We start from the raw sequence: 24,547 nt of genomic DNA, 5'->3' as shown, positions 1-24,547 counted from the left end.
AACAGCAATTATCCTAATTCATTAATATTTTAACACTTCTTTCCTTGAAGATTCTGTAAAGAGAACACTCTTTTTTGTACCAAATGCTGTAATATGTGTAATGTTTTGCTGTTCTGAGTTCCAATCTATAAGAACAGAATTTGAAATTTCTATTGTCTTAAATTTCTCAATATCTTTTATTCTGGAGTAGCAGACCAAAACATCATTTGATTCTACTTCTTTAGACAAAAAAGCAATTGGTTTAGATTGTCCGTTTACTTTTATGGTGAAGTTCTCAGAAAGGTATTTTTTTAATAAATCAATATCTTCCTGAGTTTCTTTTTCTGTACCAATAAATGTCTTTTTATGGTATTTTTTTTCTAATGCATTGTTTAGATCATCAACAAAAATGCGGGAAGTTATTTGGAGCATTTTTTTTTCGGCAGCATAATTTACCTGAAAAACGCCCATATAAAACTTATGAAAAGTAAACGCTGATAAAGAAAAAAACAATATCCCGATCAGACCATACACTAATTTATTTTTCATTTTTTAACCACTTCTGCTTTTTTGAATTCTTTATTCTTATTGATCATAAAATCCATCAATTGAAATCTATTGTCTGGTCCTAAATAGTTTTTAGATTCTGCATCATTAGAGCAGTACATTAAGAACAATTCTACCTCATCTGGTTTCAAATCCAGTGTTTTGGTGTAAAAATCCGGAGAGAAATTATCTTTTGCATATTCTGCAAATGCTATATCCGAAATAACCGTTTCCTGTACATCTTCTTTTTTGCTAAGAAGTTTTTTTACATCCTTAAAAATGCGGACAAAATCGGTTCCGTATTTTATGGTTTGATCAGAATACATTACGTTATTTTTTGCCGTTGATAATTTATCGTCTTCAAACTGCATATCAACATAGCGCTGCGAACCTTTGTCAAGCGCTTTTACTTTTAATTCTTTATGAACTACAACTTCTTTCAGCTGATTGTTTACTAAATCTAATTTTACTTTTAAAAGCACTTCTGCTAAATCTTTCTCTGTTAAAACAACTTTTCTGGACTGAAATGCTAAACCAGAAAACAACAAAGTATCTTTTGGTCTTGCCATAATATCAAACAAACCGCCGGCACCGATAAAGGTTCTAACATTTGAATTGACATTCATTACATAACCACTTTCTATGGTAAGAAAATCATTTATAACCTGACCGTGTAGTGATTTTCTTGAATTGTTTTGTCCTAATACAAGCTGGCAAAATAAGCACGCAATAAGTATTCCTAATTTATTTCTCATTTTCTAGTATAATTAAGTATTTTCTGGCTAGTTCGGTAATCAAAAACATGCTCATTGTTTTGTTCTTTGTATTCAAAGATACAGCAAATTCAGCATCATCCACACAATATAATTGAAATCCTTTGATATCAGCCACAGGAATTTTTAATCGACTAGTATAATAATCTTCATCAAAAAGGTACTCAATTTTTCTAAAAAGCATCTCTCTTTTTTCGACATTTACCTCTTTTTTCAGCATTGCAGTACGTCCAGAGATCGAATTCAATAATTTATCTACAGAAGTAGAAGTTGCCGTATAAACTTTTCTTTCTGCAGGTGTATATTTTTTTTGTCCGTACGGAATAATTCCTAAATTTTCGGCATTAATATTGGCATTTTCATTTACGACAACTTCTTTTAATTCGACTTCTTTAACCGCCATTTTGATTTGAAGTAAGACACTTTCTAAGTCTTCGGCAGTAATACGACGTTTAAAAGGATCTAAGTTAACGGCTGAAAGAACCAGAACATCACCTTCTTTTGCTACAATAGAAAATTTTCCATCTGCATCAGAAACAGTTGCGACCTGAGTATTGTTGTTGATTATATTAACGCCTTCAATTGGAGTTGAATGTTCTAAAACTTGCCCGAAGATTTCTTTTGAAACTGTTTTTTGCGCAAAACTAATTTGCACAAAAAAGAAAAAGAGGATTATTTGTAATGTATTATTTGGTTTCAATTGCGATTATTTCTTTGTATTTTACAGCTAATTCTCCGAGTAAAAATTCTGTAGAGGTTTTATTTTTAGAATTCAAAATTGTGGTAAACTTCTCGTTATCGACCGCATAATACTCAAATCCTTTTACATATTCGAGCGGAATCTTTAATCGATCCACAAAATGATCTATACTAAACATACGTTCCAAAAGCTTCATAAAAGCTTCTTTTTTCTCTACCGCTACTTCTTTTTTCAACATAGCAGTTCGTCCGGAGAAAAAATTCAACAATGGATCTGCCGAAATTGAACCTCCCGCCATAGTTCCTGCATTTGCTGTTGCATTTAGCGCTGTTGCAGTATGCAGTTTTCTTTCGGCTTCAGTATACGTTTTTTGTCCACTCGGAATAATCCCTAAATTAACAGCATTGATGTTATTGTATTTTTTTACAACTACTTCCTCTAACTGATGCATTACCATATTTAATTTTACGGTAAAGTTTAGATCTGAAAAATTTTCTGCGGTTAATAAAACTCTTTTCTCCTTAAAACTTATAGATGAAAAAACAAGTGTATCATCTGGTTTTGCCATGATCGAGAAAGCTCCAGAAGTATCGGTCGTAACCATAGTTTCTGTTTGTGCATTAATAACATAAATACCTTCAAAATCAGAACCGCTTGAAGTCACTCTTCCGTTTATAACAGAACGATCCTGACTTTGAGACCAGCTGGCCTGACCCAAAACAACAAACAAAAAAACTAAAATCTTATGGATCAAAATGATGAAAAGTTAGCATTATTCTTAAAATGTAAAAATATCTTAATGTCTTGCAAATTTAGTATTAAGAACTTGGTAAAAATATGTTAATTAAACTCATTTAACCATTTGCAAAAAGGGAGTTTTAATATCTTTAACAGGAATAATTTTGAGTTTATTTTTTATGAAAAGTATCATTATCGCAAGCACTTCTACCCTGCACGGAGGCAGTTATTTAGAGTATTTATTACCGACTTTACAACTGCATTTTAAAGATTGTAAAAGCATTTTATTTATCCCTTATGCACGTCCAAGCGGAATTTCGCATGACGACTATACCAAAAAAGCAGCACAGGCTTTTGCTGCTATAAATATTGAAGTTAAAGGAATTCATGAATTTGAAAACCCGCAAGATGCCATAAAAAATGCGGAAGGAATATTTACAGGCGGCGGTAATACTTTTTTACTCGTTACTCAATTGTACAAAAACAACGTAATGCAGCTTCTTTCTGAAACAGTAAAAAATGGAACTCCCTACTTAGGAACCAGTGCCGGAAGTAATATCTGCGGTTTATCAATGCAGACGACAAACGATATGCCTATTATTTATCCACCAAGTTTTCAGACTTTAGGGTTAATTTCATTCAATTTAAATCCGCATTATTTAGATCCAGATTCACAGTCACTGCATATGGGCGAAACGCGCGAAACCAGAATTAAAGAATTTCATGCTTTTAATGCAATTCCTGTTTTGGGTTTAAGAGAAGGCAGCTGGCTGGAAGTAAAAGGAAATAAAGTTACCTTAAAAGGAGATTTAAAAGCAAGGCTCTTTAAACAAAATCTAAGTCCGGAAGAATTAGAAACCGGAACCGACTTAAGCAATCTGAATTAATTTTTTGTTTAAACCATATAAGTGATATAAGTTCATTTAAAGTCTAATTCAAGCAACTTAAATTTTCTTATATCACTTATATGGTTTAAAAAAGATATAAAAACAAAAAAGCCTCAAACAATGTTTGAGGCTTTTGAAGAGCGAAAGACGAGGCTCGAACTCGCGACAACCAGCTTGGAAGGCTGGAGCTCTACCAACTGAGCTACTTTCGCATTAACAGGGTGCAAATATAAACAATTAAATCATTTAAAAAAACAAAATCAATAATTATTTAACTTTGATAAAAAAACCGAAACAATAAAATTTCGGTTTTTTTAGAGCGAAAGACGAGGCTCGAACTCGCGACAACCAGCTTGGAAGGCTGGAGCTCTACCAACTGAGCTACTTTCGCATTGGTGGTGCAAATATAAAAAGAAAGTTAAGTTCAAAACAAGCTTTTTTTCAAAAAAAATCAATTAAAATCAACATTTTTTTATAACTTATTTAAAATTAAAAAGTTATACAGTCAATTATTTTTCATTAAATATTAATATTACAAAGGAAATAACATCAAAAGAAAGGTATACCATGAATATAACTGTTTTTAGAAAAGAAAAATCTATAAAAAGTTGCTTCTGTAAAGGAATGATTTAAAACAATACATTGATTTGGTTTATTTAATGATGAAAAATTAATAGGAATTATTTCATTATTTAAAAAATCCAACACTATCTTTGTTGAAAACAGCCAAGCTAATTCGTAGTATGTCTTTTAAAAATAAACCTTTTGAATGTGATTTGGTTTAATGCTGTATCGTTTAGTGTGGAATTTATAAAAAAATGAATTATCAGTTTTTTTGGCTCACCTTTTGAGATCAAAGATATTGGAGAACATTATTTGATGTTTAAAAAATTGTAATATGAAGAAACTTTACTTTTTAGTAGTAATATGTATTTTTATCAGCTGTAAGGACGACAAACCTAAAGCTATTCCCGTGGCCAAAAAAACGGCACCAGCAATCATATTAACTGATGAAAGAAAAGTTCAAATTGATACGGCACAAATTGGTTCTTATAAAAGTGAAACCTTAAAACAATTTTACAATTCATCTGAAAACAAAACAGTTTGGGGCAACCTAAAAAAGAGAACTTACATTTTGTCTTTATTAAAAAAAGCCGACGAATTAGGTTTAAACCCTGAAGATTATAAAGCTGCCAATCTTGAAAAATTCGAAAAGAGAATTGGTTCTTTAAGCGATAAAGATCTTGCAACTTATGATATATTAATCACTTATAATTTCGAATTATATCTTACTCATTTATACAAAGGAAAACTAGATCCCAAAAAATTATATTCGACTTGGGATTTGGAAGAAAAAACATTTGATATAAATGATACATTGATAAAAGCTTTTAATAAAAATAAACTGGACAGTATTGCAGAAAATCTACAGCCAAAATCTGAAACGTACAAAGAATTATTAAACGCACTTAAATTAATAAATGAGTTTCCTGAAGACAATGTAGACTCTATAAAATCTGTCGATAAAATTGTTTTAAAAGACATAAATCCTGCTCTGATAAACATAAAAAAAAGACTTTTGTTCTGGAAAGATATGTCTGGAAAAAGCGACAGTCTGACAAAAGTTTACGATGAAAAAACATTTGAAGCGGTTAAAAAATTTCAGGAAAGACACGGATTGGCTGCCGATGGCGTTATCGGCGCAGGGACAATTAAGGCTTTAAATTATTCTAAAGAAAGCAGAAAACAGCAAATTATTGTCAACTTAGAGCGTTGGAGATGGTTTACAAGCAATTTTGCAGAAAATTATTTTATCATTAATATTCCCGACTATAGCTTAAATGTTGTAGAAAATAGAGATACTACTTTGGTTCGAAATGTTGTGGTAGGAACAAGCAAAAGAAGAACTCCTATTATTACATCGGTATTAAAATCGGTTGTTTTTAATCCAACCTGGACTGTTCCGCCTACAATTTTAAAAGAAGATGTTGTTCCGGCAATGAAACGCAATCGAAATTATCTGGCTAAGAAAAACATAACCATTTACGATACTGCTGGAAAAGTGGTAGATCCTATGGCATGGAACGTAAACAAACCTGGTAATTACCGTTATGTACAAAGTCCGGGATACAATAATTCATTAGGTTTAATGAAGATTTTATTCCCAAATCATCATAGTGTTTATTTGCACGATACCAATCATCGTAATTATTTCGGGAGAAGTAATCGCTCTTTAAGTTCCGGATGTGTTCGTATTGAGAATCCTTTGGAACTGGCACAGCATATTCTAGATGATTCTATTAATTACTCACGAGTAAAAATTGATACCATTATTGCTTCTAAAAAAACAACTTACACCAAAATCACGAAGAAATATGCTTTGTATCAATGGTATTGGACAGCTTGGAGCAAAAAAAATCAGCTCATTTTCAGAGCTGATATTTATAATTTAGATTTGGATTTATATGCTAAACTAAGAGATTAGTTTTTCTTCCATCGAAAAAGTTCTAGATGGATGATAGATATATAAACACGATTTTCCTTTTATTGTTTCGATTATTTCATCTGTCAACTCTACAGGAAGTGCTGGACAACCTTGGCTTCTGCCTAATCTTTTATGATCTCTTATAAAAGACTCAGAAACATAATCAGCTCCATGCATTACAACTCCTCTTTCGCGGGCATTATCATTCACACCGTTTTCTAAACCGTCTAAACGTAAAGAAGCGCCGTGTTTTCCTTGATAAATTTCGCCAGTTGCATAAAATCCTAAACTGCTTTTGAATGATGAATTAATGTTAGAAAATGTAGAAGCAAATTCTTCTCCTGTATTTCTTCCGTGTGCAACCAATGAATTAAATAAAATAGTATTTGTTGAAAGATCAATTACCCAAAGACGTTTTGTGTTTGATGATAAACTAAAATCAACAAGGGTTAAAATGTCTTTTTGAATAACTCCTCTTTCTTTCAATAAATAAAAACCTTTTAAAGCTTCAGAAAAAGTTCTTAGCTCCGGCATTTTAAAATTGTTAGGGTTTAAAGCGTTATAAATAGTTTCAATTTTAGCATCCACTGTCAGGTTTTCAACTTTTGCAATAACCTTCGCTGTTGGTACTTTTTTAAGATCGGCGGTGTTTAGAGAATCTTTTCCAAAAGACAACAGGAAAAACACCATTAATGGATAAATTTTGTAAATCATTGAATTTCTTTAGGTTAAACATAAAATTTGGGTTCGGCAAAAGTAGGCAAAAAATACAACCGACAAAATAAAACACTGTAAATGAGGCGCTTTTTGTTTAAAATTTAACAAGTTATAGGCATAAAATTGGGATATTCTCAGAAATTAGCACTTTTTACAACGTATTTACTTATAAAAAATTTCTACTTTTGAGCAAAAAATTATAATTCTATAAAACAAAACGGAAAAAGTGTAACAAATAGCCATTTTTAATGTCTATTATATGTACAAATTCTTTCGTTACTCATAAATTGTATGAACAAAATTGCTCTTTATAGTCTCCTTTTTTCTTCTATATGGTGTTATAGTCAGAAAAAAGTACTGCAGGCTCGATCCACTTCTCAAAGTATTTCTATAGATGGAAAGCTTGATGAACCTGCATGGGAAAATGCGGCTATTGCTACAGATTTTGTTATGCTTGATCCTGATAACGGAAAACCAATTCCTGACACTAAAAAAACAGAGATTAAGGTTTTATACAATAACGATGCGATTTATATTGGCGCAATGATGTACGATGATGAGCCGGATAAAATTCTAAAAGAAATTTCGCAGCGCGATAACTTTGGTACTGCCGATCTTTTTGGCGCTTTTATAAATGGCTTTAATGACGGACAGCAAGACTTTATGTTTTACGTTACGGCATCTGATGTTCAGGCCGATTGTATTATAACGGATGCTAATGGCGAAGATTATTCATGGGATGCTGTATGGATTAGTAAAGCGTCTATTACTGATAAAGGCTGGATTGTAGAAATGAAAATTCCATATTCTGCCTTGCGTTTTTCTGCTGATAATAAACAAACTTGGGGAATCAACTTTTTTAGGGAAATAAAAAGACAGCGCTATAAATATACCTGGAATTTTGTAGATAGAAAACTCGGAACTTTTACACAGCAGACAGGTGCTCTTGAAGGAATTGAAAATATAAAACCTCCTACCCGATTGTTTTTGATGCCTTACGCTTCTTATTACCTCAATGCCGGAGAAGGTCAAAAAACGTATGGCACGATGAAAGGCGGTATGGATATTAAATACGGAATTAACGACGCTTTTACACTTGATGCGATTTTGGTTCCGGATTTTGGGCAGACAAAATATGATGATCAGATTTTAAATCTGGGGCCGTTTGAACAGCAGTTTAACGAAAACAGAGCTTTTTTTACTGAAGGAACCGATTTATTCAGCAAAGGAAATATGTTTTATTCCCGAAGAATTGGAGGAAAACCGTCTATTGATCCCGAATTGAATGACAATGAAGAAATAATCGAAAATGTTCAAAATGTAAATCTTATTAATGCTTTAAAAGTTTCAGGAAGAACCAAAGGCGGACTGGGCGTGGGAATTTTAAATGCAATTACCGAAAAAACGTATGCAACTATAAAAGACACGATTACGGGCGAAACAAGACAAGCAATCGTTGAACCTTTGACCAATTATAATGTTTTGGTTTTGGATCAGCGTTTTCGTAAAAATTCTTCGGTTACTTTTATCAATACAAATGTTACGAGAAATTTTCACTTTAGAGATGCAAATGTTACGGGCATCGCCTGGGATTTAAACACAAAAGCAAATACGTATAGTTTATTTGGAAATGCAAAATACAGCGTAATTAATGACACTGAAGACAAAAAAGGAATTTTTACAACCGTAAGTTTTGCCGAAACGAGCGGTAATTATCGTTACAGCGTAGGTACTGATTTTGTATCTAAAAATTTTGATCCAAATGATCTGGGTATTAATTTCTACACCAATTATTATAATTTTTATGGCAATGCCAATTATCGAATTTTAAATCCTACTAAGCTTTTTAATAGTTTTAGAATTGACTATAATATGTACTCTGAGTTTAATAAAGAATCCGGAAAAGTACAAGACAACAGAATTAGTGCAGAAGTAAATTTATCGACTATAAAAAACAATTATTATGGTGCCGGATTTAATATCTTTCCTTTAGAATCGCATGATTATTACGAACCTCGAGCAGCTGACAGATATGTTATTATTCCGAAAAAAATAGATTTCTGGGCAACTGTTTCTACCAATTACAATCATAAATTTGCTTTAGATTTAAATCCTTCGATATCCATTGCAGATCAATCAGGACGAATGGCTTACGGGGTTGATATTGGCCCGAGATACCGTTTTAGCGACAAGCTTTTACTGACTTATACTTTTAGTTATTTAAAGAGAAATAACAACAAAGGTTACATAGACGGTTATGACGACGACAATAACGAAAGTACTCCCGAAGTTGTGGTTTTTGCAAATCGCGATGTAATTACATATTCTAATACTTTAAATGGAAAATATGCTTTAAATAGTACAATGACACTCAATCTGGCCGTTCGCCAATATTGGTCGTATGCAGAAAACAAGCAGGCAATGGAACTGGAATCTAATGGTACATTGACACCATATCCGGAATATACAGAAAACAAAAACTCAAGTTTTTATTCCTGGAATGCTGATTTATCTTATTCCTGGTGGTTTGCGCCCGGAAGTCAGCTTTCTGTTTTGTATAGAAATAGTGCTTCTAATTTTGAACGTATTATAGATAAGGATTTCAAAAATAATGTTACCGCTTTATTGACAAATGATGCCTTAAAACACGTTTTTTCTGTTAGTGTCAAATATTTTATTGACTATAATGCTGTCAAAAATAAGATTAGAAACAGAGCCTAGCGTGAATTAATTTTAAAAAATAAAGCGTTCTTCAACTAAATTATTATTTTTTAATACGCTTCTTTTTATTAACGATAAATTGTAACAATGCTTTCTTTCACATTTTAGAAATGACTTATCTTTGTAGAAAACTAAAAATGATGAACAAGAAAGTTATCCTTATGATTTTAGACGGTTGGGGAAAATCTCCTGACCCTAAAGTTTCTGCAATAGACAATGCAAATGTTCCTTTTATAAATAGCCTTTACAAAAACTACCCAAGCGCTCAGCTTCGTACCGACGGATTAAATGTTGGTTTACCAGAAGGACAAATGGGAAATAGTGAAGTTGGCCACATGAATCTTGGTGCCGGAAGAATTGTATACCAGGATTTAGCCAAAATAAACCTTGCTGTAGCACATAAAACGCTTGCCAAAGAACAAGTACTTATTGATGCTTTTACTTACGCTAAAGAAAACAACAAAAAAGTACACTTTTTAGGATTAGTTTCCGACGGTGGTGTACACTCACATACTTCACATTTACGTGGATTAATTGATGCTTCTCAAGAATACGGCCTTCAAAATGTATTTGTTCACGCTTTTACAGACGGCCGTGATGTTGATCCAAAATCTGGAGCAAAATACATTCATGATCTTGAAGATTATATTAAAGATACTCCTGTAAAAATCGCTTCTATTGTTGGTCGTTACTATGCAATGGATCGCGACAAACGTTGGGAACGTGTAAAACTGGCGTACGATTTATTAGTAAACGGAACTGGAATTCCTTCTACAAATGCCGTTGCAAGTGTTCTTGACAGTTACGCACACGATGTTACTGACGAGTTTATTGCTCCTGTTGTTATGGTAGACGAAGAACAAAAAGCATTGGCTACTATTGTAGAAGATGATGTTGTTATTTTCTTCAACTTTAGAACAGACCGTGGCCGTGAACTTACTGAGGCGCTTTCTCAGCAGGATTTTCACGAGCAAAACATGCACAAACTAAAATTATATTATGTAACCCTGACTAATTATGATGAAACGTATCATGATGTAAAAGTGGTGTACAATAAAGATAATATTACCGAAACGCTGGGTGAAGTTTTAGAAAAAGCGGGAAAGAAACAAATACGTATTGCAGAGACTGAAAAATATCCGCACGTTACGTTTTTCTTTTCTGGCGGACGCGAAACTCCTTTTGAAGGCGAATCAAGAATTTTAAGAAATTCTCCAAAAGTAGCAACTTACGATCTACAGCCAGAAATGAGCGCGTTTGAACTTGCAGATGCTCTTGTTCCTGAATTGAACAAAGGTGAAGTTGACTTTGTATGTTTAAACTTTGCTAACGGAGATATGGTAGGTCATACCGGAATTATGGAAGCTGCAATTAAAGCTTGTGAAGCTGTTGATGCTTGCGCTAAAAAAGTAATCGACGCTGCTCTTGCAAACGATTATACTACAATTGTAATTGCCGATCACGGAAACTGCGAAACAATGATTAATCCTGACGGAAGCCCAAATACTGCACACACAACAAATCCAGTGCCGATTATTTTGGTTGACAAAGAATTAAAAAACATACAAAATGGTGTTTTAGGCGACATTGCTCCTACTATTTTAGAATTAATGGGAGTACAACAGCCAAACGCAATGACTTGTCATTCTTTGTTGTAGTTTTTTAACCATATAAGTGATATAAGTTCATTTAAATCATAAATCTCGCAAAGACGCGAAGTCGCAAAGAATTTTTAACTTGGTGTTTTTGTGACTTTGCGAGATTTTTTTTTATAAGTGATCTAAGCTCATTTGAAACAAACTTGAGCTACTTACATGATTTTTATTTTTATGACAATACTTTTATATTTTCTTATATCATTTATATGGTTAGAAATAAATGATACAATTGCTCAACCCCAAAAATTATAAGTCCAATAATACCGCCGACCAAAGTTCCGTTGATTCTTATATATTGAAGATCTTTACCAATTTCTAATTCTAATTTTTCAGACACCTCTTTTCCGTCCCAGCTTTTTACAGTTGAAGAAATCAAATCTCCAATTACTTTTTTGTTATTTAAGAGTACAGATAACAAATCATTTTTAATAAAACTGTTGATTTTTTCAAACATGATTGGATCTTCTTTTAGTCCGTTTCCAAAAGTCTGAACCAATCCTGCAATACTATTTCTGATCGAAGATTCTTCATCTTTATTTAAATCGTTTGTGATTGACAATTTTATTTCATCCCAAATTCCATTGATGTAATCCTGAACTTCTTTTTTTCCGATAAAGCCTAAAATCATATCGTTGATTTTAATTCTCATTTCTTCGGAGTTTTTTACTTTTTCTAAAAAATTAAAGATATACTCATCGATTTTCAAACGTACTGCACTCTCTGGATTTTTGGCTTCATTTAAAAAATCCTGCAAACCGTTAAAAACACCTTCCGTAATACTTTTATCAGCCAATCCAAAACTCAAAAACGGAGTTGAAGATTTTACCTTTTGTCTAATTAAATCTTTATTATTTGTCAGTTCTCCACTCATAACTTCAAGAAGATTCGTCAGCATCTGATTTTTTAAATCACCCTTCTGCAAAGGCTCTAATGCAACAGCAACCCAATTACCAAAATTGACTCCTTCTAGTTTTTCTTTAAATTGAACCTGAATAAATCTCTTGATATCTTCATCTTTTATTGCTTTTAAAATTCCGGGAATAATGTTTATTGCAACAACATCTGCCACTTTATTTGCATTTTCTTCCTGCGACAGCCAATCTGAAGCTTTACTGGCAAAATTAAATTCGTCGAGTTTTATTTCCAGTTTTTCACGATTCAGAAATTCTTCTGAAACAAAATTCCCGAGATTTTCGCCAATTTCATTTTTCTTAGTCGGAATAATTGCAGTATGCCAAATCGGAATTCCCAACGGATGACGAAACAGCGCCACTACAGCAAACCAATCGGCAATACCACCCACCATTGCAGCTTCGCTAAAAGCCTGCAACATCGGAATTTTAAAATAAATAGCAATTATAAACAAGAGCACTGCAATACCTAATAGCGCCAGAGCGTTTCTCTTCATTTTGCGTAAAGCTCTTCTTTTTGATATATCCTGATCTATAATAGTTTCCATGACAATACGTTTTTACTACTAATTTATGGCTTTTTTCTGAAATATTGAGATGAAAAAGTATGTCTGGATTTTCATAATTTCCACTAATTGTTTTTGCTTTAAAATTTTAAATTAAACCATTCGCGTTAATTCGTGTAATTCGTGGCAAAAAAAACACAAAAAAATATCATTAAAAATTGTACTTTTGCCAACTGAAAATCCGAAATTATGATTATCCAAAAAACTAGGGAAGAAATCGAATTAATGCGCGAAAGTGCTTTGATCGTATCAAAAACATTAGGAATGATTGCTTCTGAAATTAAAGAAGGAGTCACTACATTATATCTTGACAAACTGGCCGAAGAATTTATTCGTGATCACGGTGCAACACCTAGTTTTTTAGGTTTGTACGATTTCCCGAATTCACTTTGTATGAGTCCGAATGCGCAGGTTGTACACGGAATTCCTAATAACACGCCTCTTAAAAGTGGTGATGTTATTTCTGTAGATTGCGGTGCTTTTAAAAACGGATATCATGGAGATCATGCCTACAGTTTTGAAATTGGAGAAGTTGCACCAGAAGTAAAAAAACTTTTGAAAGTGACTAAAGAATCTCTTTACGTAGGAATTAGAGAATTTAAAGCTGGAAATCGCGTAGAAGACGTTGGAAATGCGATTCAGAAATATACTGAAGCTCACGGTTACGGAGTTGTTCGTGAATTGGTTGGACACGGTGTTGGGCAAAAAATGCACGAAGAACCTGAAATGCCAAACTACGGAAAACGCGGTCGCGGAAAACTTTTTGTTGAAGGAATGGTTGTAGCAATTGAGCCGATGATCAACATGGGAACAAGAAACATCAAACAGTTAAAAGATGGCTGGACAATCTTAACGGCTGACGGAAAACCAAGTGCGCATTTCGAACATGACGTTGCCTTAATTGATGGTAAACCTGAATTATTATCGACTTTTCAATATATCTACAAAGCGTTAGGAATTGAAAGTAACGAAGAAGACGAATTCAGACAAATACCACTTATTTTATAACACTAATTTCACGAATTATCACGGATTAGTGTTGTCATAAAAATTACACTAAAACCAAATAAAAAATAATGAGTGAATTGCATTTAAGAGAAGAGTCCTACAAAGTTATCGGAATTTGGATGGAAGTCCATAAAATTTTAGGTAAAGGACATAGTGAGAAAGTTTACGGAGATGCACTGGAATATGAATTTCAAAGAAATGGAATTCCTTATAATCGAGAATTAAAATACAATATAGCTTATAAAGACATTGTGTTGCCAAGTTATTATTTCGCAGACTTTGTTATTTTTGACGAAATTATTTTAGAATTAAAAGCAATTGCAACACTCACGACAAGTGAAATTAAACAAACATTAAATTACTTAGCTGCATCAAAAAACAAACTTGGTTTGTTAGTTAATTTTGGTGAAGACAGTCTGAAATATAAAAGAATAATACTTTAACCCAAATCAAGGTTCGTGAAATTTCACCGCAACGTTAATCCGTGTCAATTCGTGAAATTCGTGTTCAAATTTATTTAATTTAACAGTGAAAAAACTTTTCAAATTAGTTTTAAATACCATTCCAAGACCATTATTAATTCGTTTGAGTTATGTGGCGCGCCCAATTTTAGCTCTTTCATTAAAAGGAAATAAATATACTGATCCGATTGACGGGAGAAGTTTCAGATCTTTTTTGCCTTATGGGTACGGGAAACAACGTAATAATGTTCTTTCTCCAAGTACACTTTCTTTAGAAAGACATCGTTTGCTTTGGTTGTATTTAAACGATCAGACTGATTTTTTTACAGCGCCAAAAAAAGTATTGCATTTTGCTCCGGAGCAGGCTTTTTATAAAAGATTCCGTAAGCAGAAAAACCTTGATTACACTACAACCGATTTACTTTCGCCATTGGCAGATGTAAAAGCAGACATTTGTAATCTTCCTTTTAAAGACAACGAATACGATGTGATTTTATGTAATCACGTTTTAGAACATATTCCAGACGATACCAAAGCAATGCAGGAATTATATCGCGTTTTAAAACCTGGTGGAATGGCAATTTTGCAGATTCCACAGGATTTATCGAGAGAGACCACTTTTGCTGATGATTCTATTACAGACCAAAAAGAGCGTGCTAAAATATTTGGTCAATACGATCACGTACGTGTTTACGGACGAGATTATTTTGATAAATTAAGAAGCATTGGTTTTATTGTAATCGAAGAAGATTATACCAATAAAATTACACCAGAATTGGTAGAAAAATATTGTTTGGCAAAAGGCGAAATTATTCCGCTTTGTTTTAAAAACAGTTAATTTTTTTCACCATATAAGCGATATAAGTTCATTTAAAGAGTTTTCAAAATAGCCCAAATTTGAAAACTCTTTCATTTTTACCCAAATTACAAGCCAACCAAATCCCTAAACCTTGGAACCTACAAATTCATTTCAGCTCTGTTTTGACATCAGTTTTGAAAAAAATCTGAATGTTTGTCTTCCAACAGCTTATATAGTTGAAGGAACCGAAGAAATTAAATACTTAAACAAAAAAGCGACAAGAGATATTCTTGAAAGTTTTGGAATTGTTTTTGAAAATTTAGATTCAAACTCAAAAAAAATACTAACGGTCTGCGAATCTTTAAAACCTGAGTTTGTTTTCAAGAAATTCAGCGCAAAAATCAAATCGGCAAAAACAATTGCTGATTTGCAAAAAGATTCTAAAATTGAATTTGCAATTCGCCAGCATTTAAAAATAAACCTGAGTTCTTTTTACGATTTAATTGTAAAAGAGCAATTTCCACTATCTATTAATCTCGGCCCTGAAAAGGATTTTTATCGATCCAGAGTCAATATTGAAGTTTGCGATTTTGAACCTCAAATTCAATTTGAGAAACATTCCGAAGGCATTACTTATACCCTTTCTTTAAAAGAAAACAAAACCACTTTCTTCCCAATGGATAGAAATGTTGAAATTCTTTTGGATGAACCGGGCTGGTTGATTATTGATAAAAAGTTAGGACAATTAAAAGAACTCAATGCTAAAAAACTGACGCCATTTTTGAAGAAAAAATCAATTGAAATTCCTTCAAAATTAGTCGATAATTATTTCAAAAGTTTTATTCCAGAAATAGCAAAGAAAATTGATATTGAAGCAACGGGTTTTGAAATGGAACAGCGGGATCAAATCATTTCCTGCACCATTCAGCCTGTTTATGATTTCTTTAAAAACTGTTATTATCTCAATTTATATTTTGATTATAACGGTTATATCTTTGATGCCGGTAAAACTAAAAAAACGCATTCGTTTGTTGATTTCAGCATTGCCAATGAGCCTAAAATAATTCAGTTTAAACGAAGTGCCGTCGAAATTTTATATACAAAAAAATTACTTGAAATTGGTTTAGTAAAAGTCAAAAATGAATTGTTTGGATTGAATTCAGACTTAGAAACTTCTGACCCTTACGCTAATATTCAATTAATAATTGATCGTAAAGAAGAACTTGAAAATTTAGGTTTTTCAATCGAAAATCTAAATCTTGAAAGCAAAAAAATCATTACAGAAAACCATACGATTTCATCTTCACAGGAAACAACTGGAGATTGGTTTGACATCAAAATAATTATTACCATTGGAAATTATACGATCAATTTCCGCGAAATTATTCCTAATATAAAAAGTAAAGAAAGGCTGTTTTTACTGCCTGATGGAAATTATTTTCTAATTCCTCTGGAATGGTTTAGCAAATACAGTTCGCTGGCAAAATTTTCTAATACCGAAAACGGAAATGTTCTTTTACGTAAAAGTAATTTTTCTGTTTTAGATGCGATTCCGGAAATCAATATCGATAAAGATCCGGTTCAAAAAGCAGAATATGTATCTTCTGATTTGCTAAAAGCAACTTTAAGACCGTATCAAATTGATGGTGTAAAATGGCTTTTAGGACATTTTAATTCTAATTTAGGTGCCTGTCTTGCAGATGATATGGGACTTGGAAAGACTTTGCAGACTTTAGCGGTTTTGGTTGCTGTACAAGAACAATTGGGATTTACTACTAAAACCACCAATTTTGATTTATTTCAAAATGAAACTACTATAGAAAGGGAACCTTTAAAAACCCTGATTGTTTTACCTTCTTCATTGGTTTTTAACTGGTTTAATGAAGCCGGAAAGTTTACACCGCATTTTTCTAAAATGCAATATGTTGGCAATGACAGAAAATTATTAGCGGGTAGATTAGAATCTACCGATTTGATTTTTACGAGTTACAGCATTATTCATCGCGATATTTCAATTTTAGAAAAATACAATTTCCGCTATTTAATTTTAGACGAAAGTCAATACATTAAAAATAAAAATTCTAAGATTTTTAAAGCCATTAACAAAATAAAGACGACTCATAAAATTGCATTAAGTGGTACGCCAATCGAAAACTCGCTGGATGATTTATGGTCGCAAATGGAGTTTATCAATCCGGATATTTTGGGGAGTTATGCTTTTTTTGCAGAAAATTTTAAAACTCCGATTGAGAAAAAGCAGGATGAAAATAGTTTATCAGAATTAAAAAATCTTATTCAGCCTTATATTTTAAGAAGAACCAAAGAACAGGTTTTAAAGGATTTACCAGAATTGTCAGAACAGATTTATTATTGTAATATGGATCCTGAACAGGAAAAATTATACGAGCAGGAAAAATCTAAAGCACGTAATTTTTTATTGAAAACTGACGGATCGAGTCCTGATAAAATTAGCATTATCAATACTTTAATGAAGCTGAGACAACTGAGTAATCACCCAAAAATGATCGACCAGAATTCAGAAATTGATTCAGGAAAATATATTGCAGTAACCAATTATCTGGAAAGCTTAGTAAAGGGAAAACAAAAGGTTATTATTTTCAGTTCGTTTGTTACAAATCTAAATTTCTATACTGATTGGTGTAAGGAAAACAAAATTGAATTCTGTGAAATTACGGGCGAAACTCCTGCAAGTAAAAGAGAACATCAGGTAAAATTGTTTCAGGAAAAAGAAAATCCGTTGTTGTTTTTTATTTCGCTTAAAGCCGGAGGTGTCGGTTTAAATATTACAAAAGCTTCTTATGTTTTATTCTTAGATCCGTGGTGGAATCCTTTTGCTGAAAAACAGGGAGTTGGAAGGGCGCACAGAATTGGACAATTGAATAAAGTAAATGTTATTCGGTTTATTTCGAAGAATACAATTGAGGAAAAAATTATCAATTTGCAGGAAAACAAAAAGCTTTTGTCTGACTCGCTTTTAGAAGAAAGTTACATTAATAACGAAATCGAGGCTAATTTAGAATACATTTTGAGCTTTTAAAAATTATTACCAAAAAATATAACATCAGATTTTTCGTTATATAAATTGTTATATTTACAATCTTACAACGTAATAAGATGCCAAAATTTTTATTTACTAAATTATTTTTTCTTTTCATTTTTACTTCGGCAGCAGCGCAGGAAGTTCAAACTGAAGTAGATCCTCCATATAATATTAAAACTGTTACTTTTGTACAAGGCGGCAATAATGTGGTTCCTATTTTTGAATTAGGAACTTCGTTTGAGTTTCAGTTTGATGATTTATTTGGCAGTGAAGCCAATTATTATTTTGAAGTAACGCATTGTGATTACAACTGGAAACCAACTGATATTCCGAAAACAGATTATATTCGTGGTTTTGATAATCAAAGAATTACAGATTACTCAAACTCATTCAACACTTTACAGATTTATTCGCATTACAGACTTGCTTTTCCAAACCAGTTTACAACGCAATTAAGAATCTCTGGAAATTATATACTAAAAATCCTGAACGAAGATAAAGAGGTTCTTTTTTCGAGAAAATTTATTTTATATGAAGATCATTGTACGGTTGCTGCTCAGGTAAAAAGAAGCCGTAACCTTAGCAATATAAATTTTACACAAAGTCTTGATTTTGCTATTACATCAAATGATATTACTTTTCAAACGCCACAGCAAAGTGTAAAAACGCTGTTACTGCAAAATGGTAATTTTAATACTGCTATTAAAAACGTCCCTCCACAATATACACTTGGGAATCAGCTGGTTTATAAATACGATAAAGAAACACAGTTTTGGGCTGGTAACGAATTCTTATATTTTGAAAACAAAGACATTCGTGCGGCCAGTAATAATGTAGGCAAAGTGGGTACAAATAATGATATTTACAATGCCTATTTATATACGAATCAGGCAAGAGGAAATCAGATTTATACTGTTTATCAAGATGTAAACGGGAATTTTGTGGTTAAAAACATTAATGCGTCTAATAACGAAATTGAAGCTGATTATGCCTGGGTATATTTTACTTTGTCTGCGCCGGCTTTTAGGTTAAATAAAGACATTTATATTACCGGAATGTTTAACAATTACAGTTTATCGCCAGAATACAAAATGGATTATAATACGGATAAAGCGGTGTACGAAAAAGCAGTAATGATTAAGCAGGGTTTTACTAATTTTCAATATACAGTTGCCGACAAAAAAGGTGTAATTGATAACGAAAATGCTATTGATGGCAACTTCTATCAAACTGAAAATGAATATACAATTTTGGTCTATTATAAAGAAAATACAGATCGTTACCAAAGAGTTATTGGAAAGGGAAATGCAAACTCTATCAATATAGTCAATTAAAAGATTGTTAAGTTTTTCAATCGTATCATTTTTTTTGTAACTTTGCCTCTATAACGCACACATATATACTACTTTAGTATGGTTTCTCAGATTACAAGAGGCATAAAAATATCTGTTTTAACTAGTTTTGAAGGTACATACTTCAAGAACTACAAGATTCATTTTGCCTTTAGTTATGTAGTCACAATCGAAAATCACAGCAAAGATTCTGTACAATTAACTTCTCGTCACTGGGAAATTTTCGATTCATTAAACGACTTAGAAGTTGTTGATGGCGAAGGCGTTATTGGAAAAAAACCAGTTTTAAAACCTGGTGAAAATCATACTTACAGCTCTGGTTGTTTATTATCATCACCTTATGGTTCGATGAAAGGTTATTTTAATATGATTAATTTTACCACTACAAAAACATTCAAAGTAATCGTTCCTACTTTCAGAATGTGTGCTCCTTTTGCCTTAAATTAAGACTTGGTTTACAACCTCGTTTTTTTATCGTTATCTAAATCATAAATTTGTCAAATTATTAATTTATCCTTTGTACTTTTGTGCAGTGTTAGATTATTCGTAACAAATCAAATAATCTGATCCATAAATTGTCTAATTATCTAATTTTAAATAAAATGCTAAAAGGATTCTTTCATGTACCAAAAGCGGTAAACGAGCCAGTAAAAGGTTACGCGCCTAACTCACCAGAAAAAGCAGCAGTTCAGGCGGCTTATACTTCACTGTGGAATTCGAAAATTGATGTTCCTTTATATATCGGAAGTGAAGAAATCAGAACAGGAAACACAAAAACAATATCTGCACCGCACGATCATAAACATATCGTAGGAACATACCATTTAGCAGAAAAACAACATATCGAAAAAGCGATTGCAAATGCACTTGAATCAAGAAAAGCATGGGCAAATATGGCATGGGAACAACGTGCTGCTATTTTCTTAAAAGCTGCAGAACTTATTGCAGGTCCATATAGAGCGCGTATTAATGCTGCAACTATGATCGGACAGTCTAAAAATATTCACCAGGCAGAGATTGATGCTTCTTGCGAATTAATCGACTTTTTACGTTACAACGTAGAGTTTATGACGCAGATCTATAACGATCAGCCAAAATCTGATTCTACAGTTTGGAATCGTTTAGAGTACAGACCATTAGAAGGTTTTGTTTACGCAATTACTCCATTTAACTTTACTGCTATTGCTGCAAATCTTCCTGCAAGTGCAGCCATGATGGGTAACGTTGTGGTTTGGAAACCAAGCGACAGCCAGGTTTTTTCTGCAAAAATTATTATTGATGTTTTTAAAGAAGCTGGAGTTCCAGACGGTGTTATCAACGTTGTTTTTGGTGATGCTTTAATGATTACTGATACTGTTTTGGCAAGTCGTGATTTTGCTGGAATTCACTTTACAGGATCAACTCACGTTTTTAAAGATATCTGGGCAAAAATTGGAGCGAATATTCATAATTATAAAACATATCCAAGAATCGTAGGTGAAACTGGTGGTAAAGATTTTATCATTGCACATCCTACTGCAAACGTAAAACAAGTGGCTACAGGAATTACTCGTGGTGCATTTGAGTTTCAAGGACAAAAATGTTCTGCTGCATCAAGAGCTTATATCCCACAAAGTTTATGGCCGGCTGTAAAAGAACAATTAATTGCTGATGTAAAATCGATGAAAATGGGTTCTCCGGAAGATTTTGGAAACTTTATTACAGCCGTTATTCACGAAGGTTCTTTTGATAAATTAGCAAGTTATATTGACCAAGCTAAAAAAGATGCTGACGCTGAAATTATCGTTGGAGGAAATTATGATAAATCTGTTGGATATTTTATTGAGCCAACGGTTATTGTAACTACAAACCCAAAATATACTACAATGGAAACCGAATTATTCGGACCAGTAATTACTATTTATGTTTACGAAGATGCTAAATGGGAAGAGACTTTAGAATTAGTAGATACTACTTCTGAGTATGCTTTGACAGGAGCAGTTTTCAGCCAGGATCGTTATGCTATTGAAGTAGCAACAACAAAATTACAAAATGCTGCTGGTAACTTCTACATTAATGATAAACCAACAGGAGCTGTTGTAGGTATGCAGCCATTTGGAGGTGCAAGAGCATCTGGAACAAATGACAAAGCTGGTTCTGCATTAAACCTATTGCGTTGGGCTTCTCCTAGAACTATTAAGGAAACTTTTGTAACGCCAGAAGATTACAGATATCCGTTTTTAGGATAAGAGTTATTCTACCTTAAATATATTATAACCCACAGGTTTTCAAATACATTGAAACTTGTGGGTTTTTATTTTTATATATATTTCACAAAATCGCCTTTTTATAATTGTAGTCTTTTTCTTATTTATTTGATTTACAGATACATAGCCTTTACAAAAAACTTATTTTATCATTTTTAAAACTTTTGAGGTACTTCTAAAAAAGCACATGCTCATAAATTTGCCCTATAAAAATAACAGCATTAATATTTTTTAGTTAGAAAAATTTAAGAGTAAAAGAAATGAAAAATCTAAAGAAAACACCAGAAATAATTATGCAGTCTAAAAGCATTGGACATGTAATTGACTACAAATGGACTCCTAAGGTAATGGAGAAACTAATTGACCCTATTGATGGAAATGAGGAATTGGAAACAATTCTAAATCAAATTAGTCATAAAGCAGCAATGGGATTAGCTGCTGCAACATTAGAATGGATTTTCTGGAGATTTAAAGGGCTTTCTACAAAATCTGAAGACATTAAAGATCGTGTAGAAGCTATGTGGAGCTATATTGAAAATCATGAAAGCACAAATGATTTGGTTTTTGATGTTGATTTGAATTTTCCTGTAAATGGATTTGTAGATGGACCAATCTGGGTGGCTTTAATGAATGTTAGAATGATTGATATTCTTTATAAAAAAGGATCTAATTTTTTACAAAGTGAACTTATTGGCCTTGTTTTACTAGCCCGCCACATTTCGCCTAAAAAGAGCGTATTTGATAAATGGTTTGAAAACACAATGAAGAAACTTATAGAATTTTATCCTAATCAAAACCCTCAGACTTTTAGTGAGCTCGAAGATTCTGTATACGATTACAGCCAAGAACCAACAATATGCCGTCAGTTTTTCTTTGATGCCGCTTTTGAATACGATGATGAAAAATCAAAAAAAGCATTACTTGAATTTATTTCGAATATTGATTGTAAAAAAAATCAATATTGTTCCCAATAAAAAAAATGTATTTGCATGAAAATAGATAAATCAGGTTTAATTTAATGGGTTAATAAAATTCTGATCAAAACCATAAGTACTTTTATTAGTACTTGTGGTTTATTTTTTAATTATTGTTCAAAATTGGTATTTTTACAAAACTGTCATTGTACCATTTTATTTTTAAAGGTTCTTTTGCATCTTTTATATTCTCTTCAGTTACTATTTTGCCAGTTCCGTAATTTAATTCTGAAAATGGATTTTTATTTACATTTAAAGCAATAAGCAATCTGCTTCCTTTCCTTAATTGCTTGCTGACTAAATGTGAATTAACAAACGGAATCGATTGAATTTGATTGGGTTGTAGCAAATTCCTGATTGTACTATCTTTAGCATAACTAGCACGACCAATAAAATAAGACAAATGAAAATATTCCCCATCTGGCGTTACTTCGTAAAGTGTAATTCCTATATCCATATCTTTTTTATTGATGCTTGCTTTTATTTCACCCAAAAATGAGCCGCTGATTACTATTGGTTCTTTTAGAGGATCACTTATAAAAGCAAAACCATTACTGGTTTCAATTTCTTTTTTAATAATTGGATCAGGATAATAATCGTTATTACTAATTTGGCGATCAGCAAAATCAACCTCTTGCGATAAAAATTCTTTTTTGGCTGGCTTTTTAGAATTCAAAGAATAAAATTTCTCCGATTTTATTTTGCTATTTGTCAAATACAGCGTTAGAAAATTATTGTTCATTTTATCAATCGAAGGTGCACTCCCCCATTTATCTGCTCCCATAACTTGATAATTTATTCTGTCTTTTAAAATCTCAGGTTTTGGTCCGTTTTTAAAAATAAAATCAAACCATTCAAACGTTATTTTATTAGTATTGATTAAAGCATTAGCATCAACTTTATAACCATTAATTACAGGCGCACCTTCTCTCTGCGCACCAAAATGACTATACGGCCCAATAATAAGATAATGATTTGCTTTAGGATTGTATTTTTCGAGTTCTCTCAAATAATACAATCCAGAATTCTGAGAATCGTTATAATAACCATCAATTGCCAAAACAGGAATATTAATTTCGGCAAATTCTTTTCCGTAAGGAGTCATTTTCTGCCAATAATCATCAAAAGAAGGATGCGAAATCCATCTTTGAAAAAGTCGGTTTGGAGTTCCATCAATGCTGTCCATCTTTTTATAAGCAGCTCCAGAATTCCACCATTTGAACATCATATTTCTAAAACGCTGTCTATCATTTCCTGCTATCGTGTCTAGATATTTATTATTTCCAACATAGAAAGACCATTCATAATTTGGATTTATAAACACATTATTCTCCATTGGCAGTCCCATTCCGGGTCTATTGGCAACATACGGAACAATTGTTTTAAGTGCCGGATGCATTTTTTTACAAGCAGCCCATTGCGTAAAGCCGTTATAACTGCCACCATACATGCCGACATTTCCGTTACACCATTTTTGCTTGCTAATCCAATCAATCACATCATAGGTATCATTAGCGTCATTCTCATAAGGAAATATTTCATTTGGGCTAAATCGTTTTCCTCTAGAATAGGCAATAACGCCAATATAATCTTTATCGGCAGCTTCTTTTAGAGATTTAAGATCTCTTTCTTTATCTCTAACATAAATAGTATATTGCAGCAGTACCGTTTTAGGAGCAGTAATTCCTTTTTTCTTCACCACAATTGCCGAAATAAAAGCGCCATCTCTGGTTTTGATCATTACACTATCCTGAACATCGTAAACATTTTTTAGATCCTCAGACTTTGCCATTTTGGTTTGCTGGGCAGAAGTAGTAAAAACAGCAGTGAAAAAAATTAAAAAAAATAGAAATGATTTCATTTTTAAACAACTTTTATAATTAGACCTTGTTTGACACTCAAATATAATGGCTTTCTGAGTTTTCATTTTCACAAATAAAAAATCCGGAATCTAAAAGACCCGGA

19 protein-coding genes and 2 tRNA genes are annotated in these 24,547 nt (G+C 32.4%); 12 read left to right on the top strand and 9 right to left on the bottom strand.

What is annotated here, in order from left to right; genetic code table 11:
• Window positions 1-21 precede the first annotated feature (21 nt).
• From EV144_RS20055 to EV144_RS20040, 4 genes are read right to left on the bottom strand one after another with little or no spacing between them, the layout of a single operon-like run.
• Window positions 22-528 carry a DUF6702 family protein gene (locus EV144_RS20055; protein WP_134150936.1) on the bottom strand — a complete coding sequence of 169 codons (507 nt, stop codon included), beginning with the start codon at window positions 526-528 and terminating at the stop codon, window positions 22-24.
• Complete coding sequence (locus EV144_RS20050; protein ID WP_134150935.1) at window positions 525-1,280, bottom strand: hypothetical protein; 756 nt, start codon at window positions 1,278-1,280, stop codon at window positions 525-527. The genes EV144_RS20055 and EV144_RS20050 overlap by 4 nt, the downstream gene beginning before the upstream one ends.
• On the bottom strand, window positions 1,270-1,998 hold the full coding sequence (locus EV144_RS20045; protein ID WP_134150934.1) for a carboxypeptidase-like regulatory domain-containing protein: 729 nt from the start codon (window positions 1,996-1,998) through the stop codon (window positions 1,270-1,272). The genes EV144_RS20050 and EV144_RS20045 overlap by 11 nt, the downstream gene beginning before the upstream one ends.
• A complete protein-coding gene (locus EV144_RS20040) occupies window positions 1,985-2,752 on the bottom strand; it encodes a carboxypeptidase-like regulatory domain-containing protein (RefSeq protein WP_134150933.1) in 768 nt (255 codons plus the stop codon). Before EV144_RS20040 ends, EV144_RS20045 begins: the two co-directional genes overlap by 14 nt.
• Window positions 2,753-2,915: 163 nt before the next feature.
• Between EV144_RS20040 and pepE the strand changes: the two genes are divergently transcribed.
• On the top strand, window positions 2,916-3,623 hold the full coding sequence (gene pepE / locus EV144_RS20035; RefSeq protein WP_134150932.1) for a dipeptidase PepE: 708 nt from the start codon (window positions 2,916-2,918) through the stop codon (window positions 3,621-3,623).
• Window positions 3,624-3,762: 139 nt separating this feature from the next.
• Here pepE and EV144_RS20030 read toward each other — a convergent pair.
• Both EV144_RS20030 and EV144_RS20025 read right to left on the bottom strand, forming a co-directional pair.
• A tRNA-Gly gene (locus EV144_RS20030) sits at window positions 3,763-3,835 on the bottom strand.
• Window positions 3,836-3,941: 106 nt separating this feature from the next.
• Window positions 3,942-4,014, bottom strand: a tRNA-Gly gene (locus EV144_RS20025).
• 507 nt (window positions 4,015-4,521) lie between these two features.
• Between EV144_RS20025 and EV144_RS20020 the strand changes: the two genes are divergently transcribed.
• Window positions 4,522-6,108 (top strand): murein L,D-transpeptidase, encoded by a 1,587-nt coding sequence (locus EV144_RS20020; RefSeq protein WP_134150931.1) that lies wholly within the window; start codon window positions 4,522-4,524, stop codon window positions 6,106-6,108.
• On the opposite strand, the gene EV144_RS20015 is transcribed toward EV144_RS20020, so the two are convergent.
• Window positions 6,097-6,822, bottom strand: a complete 726-nt coding sequence (locus EV144_RS20015; RefSeq protein WP_134150930.1) for a murein L,D-transpeptidase catalytic domain family protein — start codon at window positions 6,820-6,822, stop codon at window positions 6,097-6,099. The two genes, EV144_RS20020 and EV144_RS20015, sit on opposite strands and share 12 nt — an antisense overlap.
• Before the next feature lie 294 nt (window positions 6,823-7,116).
• Here EV144_RS20015 and EV144_RS20010 point away from each other — a divergent pair, with 294 nt between their 5' ends.
• Both EV144_RS20010 and gpmI read left to right on the top strand, forming a co-directional pair.
• Window positions 7,117-9,546, top strand: a complete 2,430-nt coding sequence (locus tag EV144_RS20010; protein WP_134150929.1) for a DUF5916 domain-containing protein — start codon at window positions 7,117-7,119, stop codon at window positions 9,544-9,546.
• A 140-nt stretch (window positions 9,547-9,686) separates the two neighbouring features.
• Window positions 9,687-11,204: a 2,3-bisphosphoglycerate-independent phosphoglycerate mutase gene (gene gpmI / locus EV144_RS20005; RefSeq protein ID WP_134151158.1), complete on the top strand. Its 1,518-nt coding sequence runs from the start codon at window positions 9,687-9,689 to the stop codon at window positions 11,202-11,204.
• A gap of 202 nt (window positions 11,205-11,406) precedes the next feature.
• On the opposite strand, the gene EV144_RS20000 is transcribed toward gpmI, so the two are convergent.
• Window positions 11,407-12,663 carry a DUF445 domain-containing protein gene (locus tag EV144_RS20000; protein ID WP_134150928.1) on the bottom strand — a complete coding sequence of 419 codons (1,257 nt, stop codon included), beginning with the start codon at window positions 12,661-12,663 and terminating at the stop codon, window positions 11,407-11,409.
• A 207-nt stretch (window positions 12,664-12,870) separates the two neighbouring features.
• Between EV144_RS20000 and map the strand changes: the two genes are divergently transcribed.
• From map to EV144_RS19960, 8 genes are all read left to right on the top strand, one after another.
• Window positions 12,871-13,689 carry a type I methionyl aminopeptidase gene (map, locus tag EV144_RS19995; RefSeq protein ID WP_134150927.1) on the top strand — a complete coding sequence of 273 codons (819 nt, stop codon included), beginning with the start codon at window positions 12,871-12,873 and terminating at the stop codon, window positions 13,687-13,689.
• A gap of 68 nt (window positions 13,690-13,757) precedes the next feature.
• The gene (locus EV144_RS19990; protein WP_134150926.1) at window positions 13,758-14,132 is read left to right on the top strand and encodes a GxxExxY protein; all 375 of its coding nucleotides are present in this window, start codon (window positions 13,758-13,760) and stop codon (window positions 14,130-14,132) included.
• A gap of 85 nt (window positions 14,133-14,217) precedes the next feature.
• Window positions 14,218-14,988: a class I SAM-dependent methyltransferase gene (locus EV144_RS19985; protein WP_134150925.1), complete on the top strand. Its 771-nt coding sequence runs from the start codon at window positions 14,218-14,220 to the stop codon at window positions 14,986-14,988.
• Between the two features lie 112 nt (window positions 14,989-15,100).
• The gene (locus EV144_RS19980; protein WP_134150924.1) at window positions 15,101-18,007 is read left to right on the top strand and encodes a DEAD/DEAH box helicase; all 2,907 of its coding nucleotides are present in this window, start codon (window positions 15,101-15,103) and stop codon (window positions 18,005-18,007) included.
• 77 nt (window positions 18,008-18,084) lie between these two features.
• Complete coding sequence (locus EV144_RS19975; RefSeq protein ID WP_134150923.1) at window positions 18,085-19,344, top strand: DUF5103 domain-containing protein; 1,260 nt, start codon at window positions 18,085-18,087, stop codon at window positions 19,342-19,344.
• Between the two features lie 78 nt (window positions 19,345-19,422).
• Entirely contained in the window at window positions 19,423-19,809 is a 387-nt protein-coding gene (gene apaG / locus EV144_RS19970; protein WP_134150922.1) for a Co2+/Mg2+ efflux protein ApaG, read from the top strand.
• Window positions 19,810-19,964: 155 nt separating this feature from the next.
• On the top strand, window positions 19,965-21,590 hold the full coding sequence (gene pruA, locus EV144_RS19965; RefSeq protein WP_134150921.1) for an L-glutamate gamma-semialdehyde dehydrogenase: 1,626 nt from the start codon (window positions 19,965-19,967) through the stop codon (window positions 21,588-21,590).
• A gap of 278 nt (window positions 21,591-21,868) precedes the next feature.
• A complete protein-coding gene (locus EV144_RS19960) occupies window positions 21,869-22,582 on the top strand; it encodes a hypothetical protein (protein WP_134150920.1) in 714 nt (237 codons plus the stop codon).
• 106 nt (window positions 22,583-22,688) lie between these two features.
• On the opposite strand, the gene EV144_RS19955 is transcribed toward EV144_RS19960, so the two are convergent.
• Window positions 22,689-24,443 (bottom strand): CocE/NonD family hydrolase, encoded by a 1,755-nt coding sequence (locus tag EV144_RS19955; RefSeq protein WP_134150919.1) that lies wholly within the window; start codon window positions 24,441-24,443, stop codon window positions 22,689-22,691.
• Between the last annotated feature and the right edge of the window lie 104 nt (window positions 24,444-24,547).

The organism is Flavobacterium sp. 270 (assembly GCF_004368785.1).
GTDB lineage: Bacteria > Bacteroidota > Bacteroidia > Flavobacteriales > Flavobacteriaceae > Flavobacterium.
Note: the sequence above shows the minus strand (reverse complement) of the source record. Positions and strands in the feature narration are given on the sequence as shown.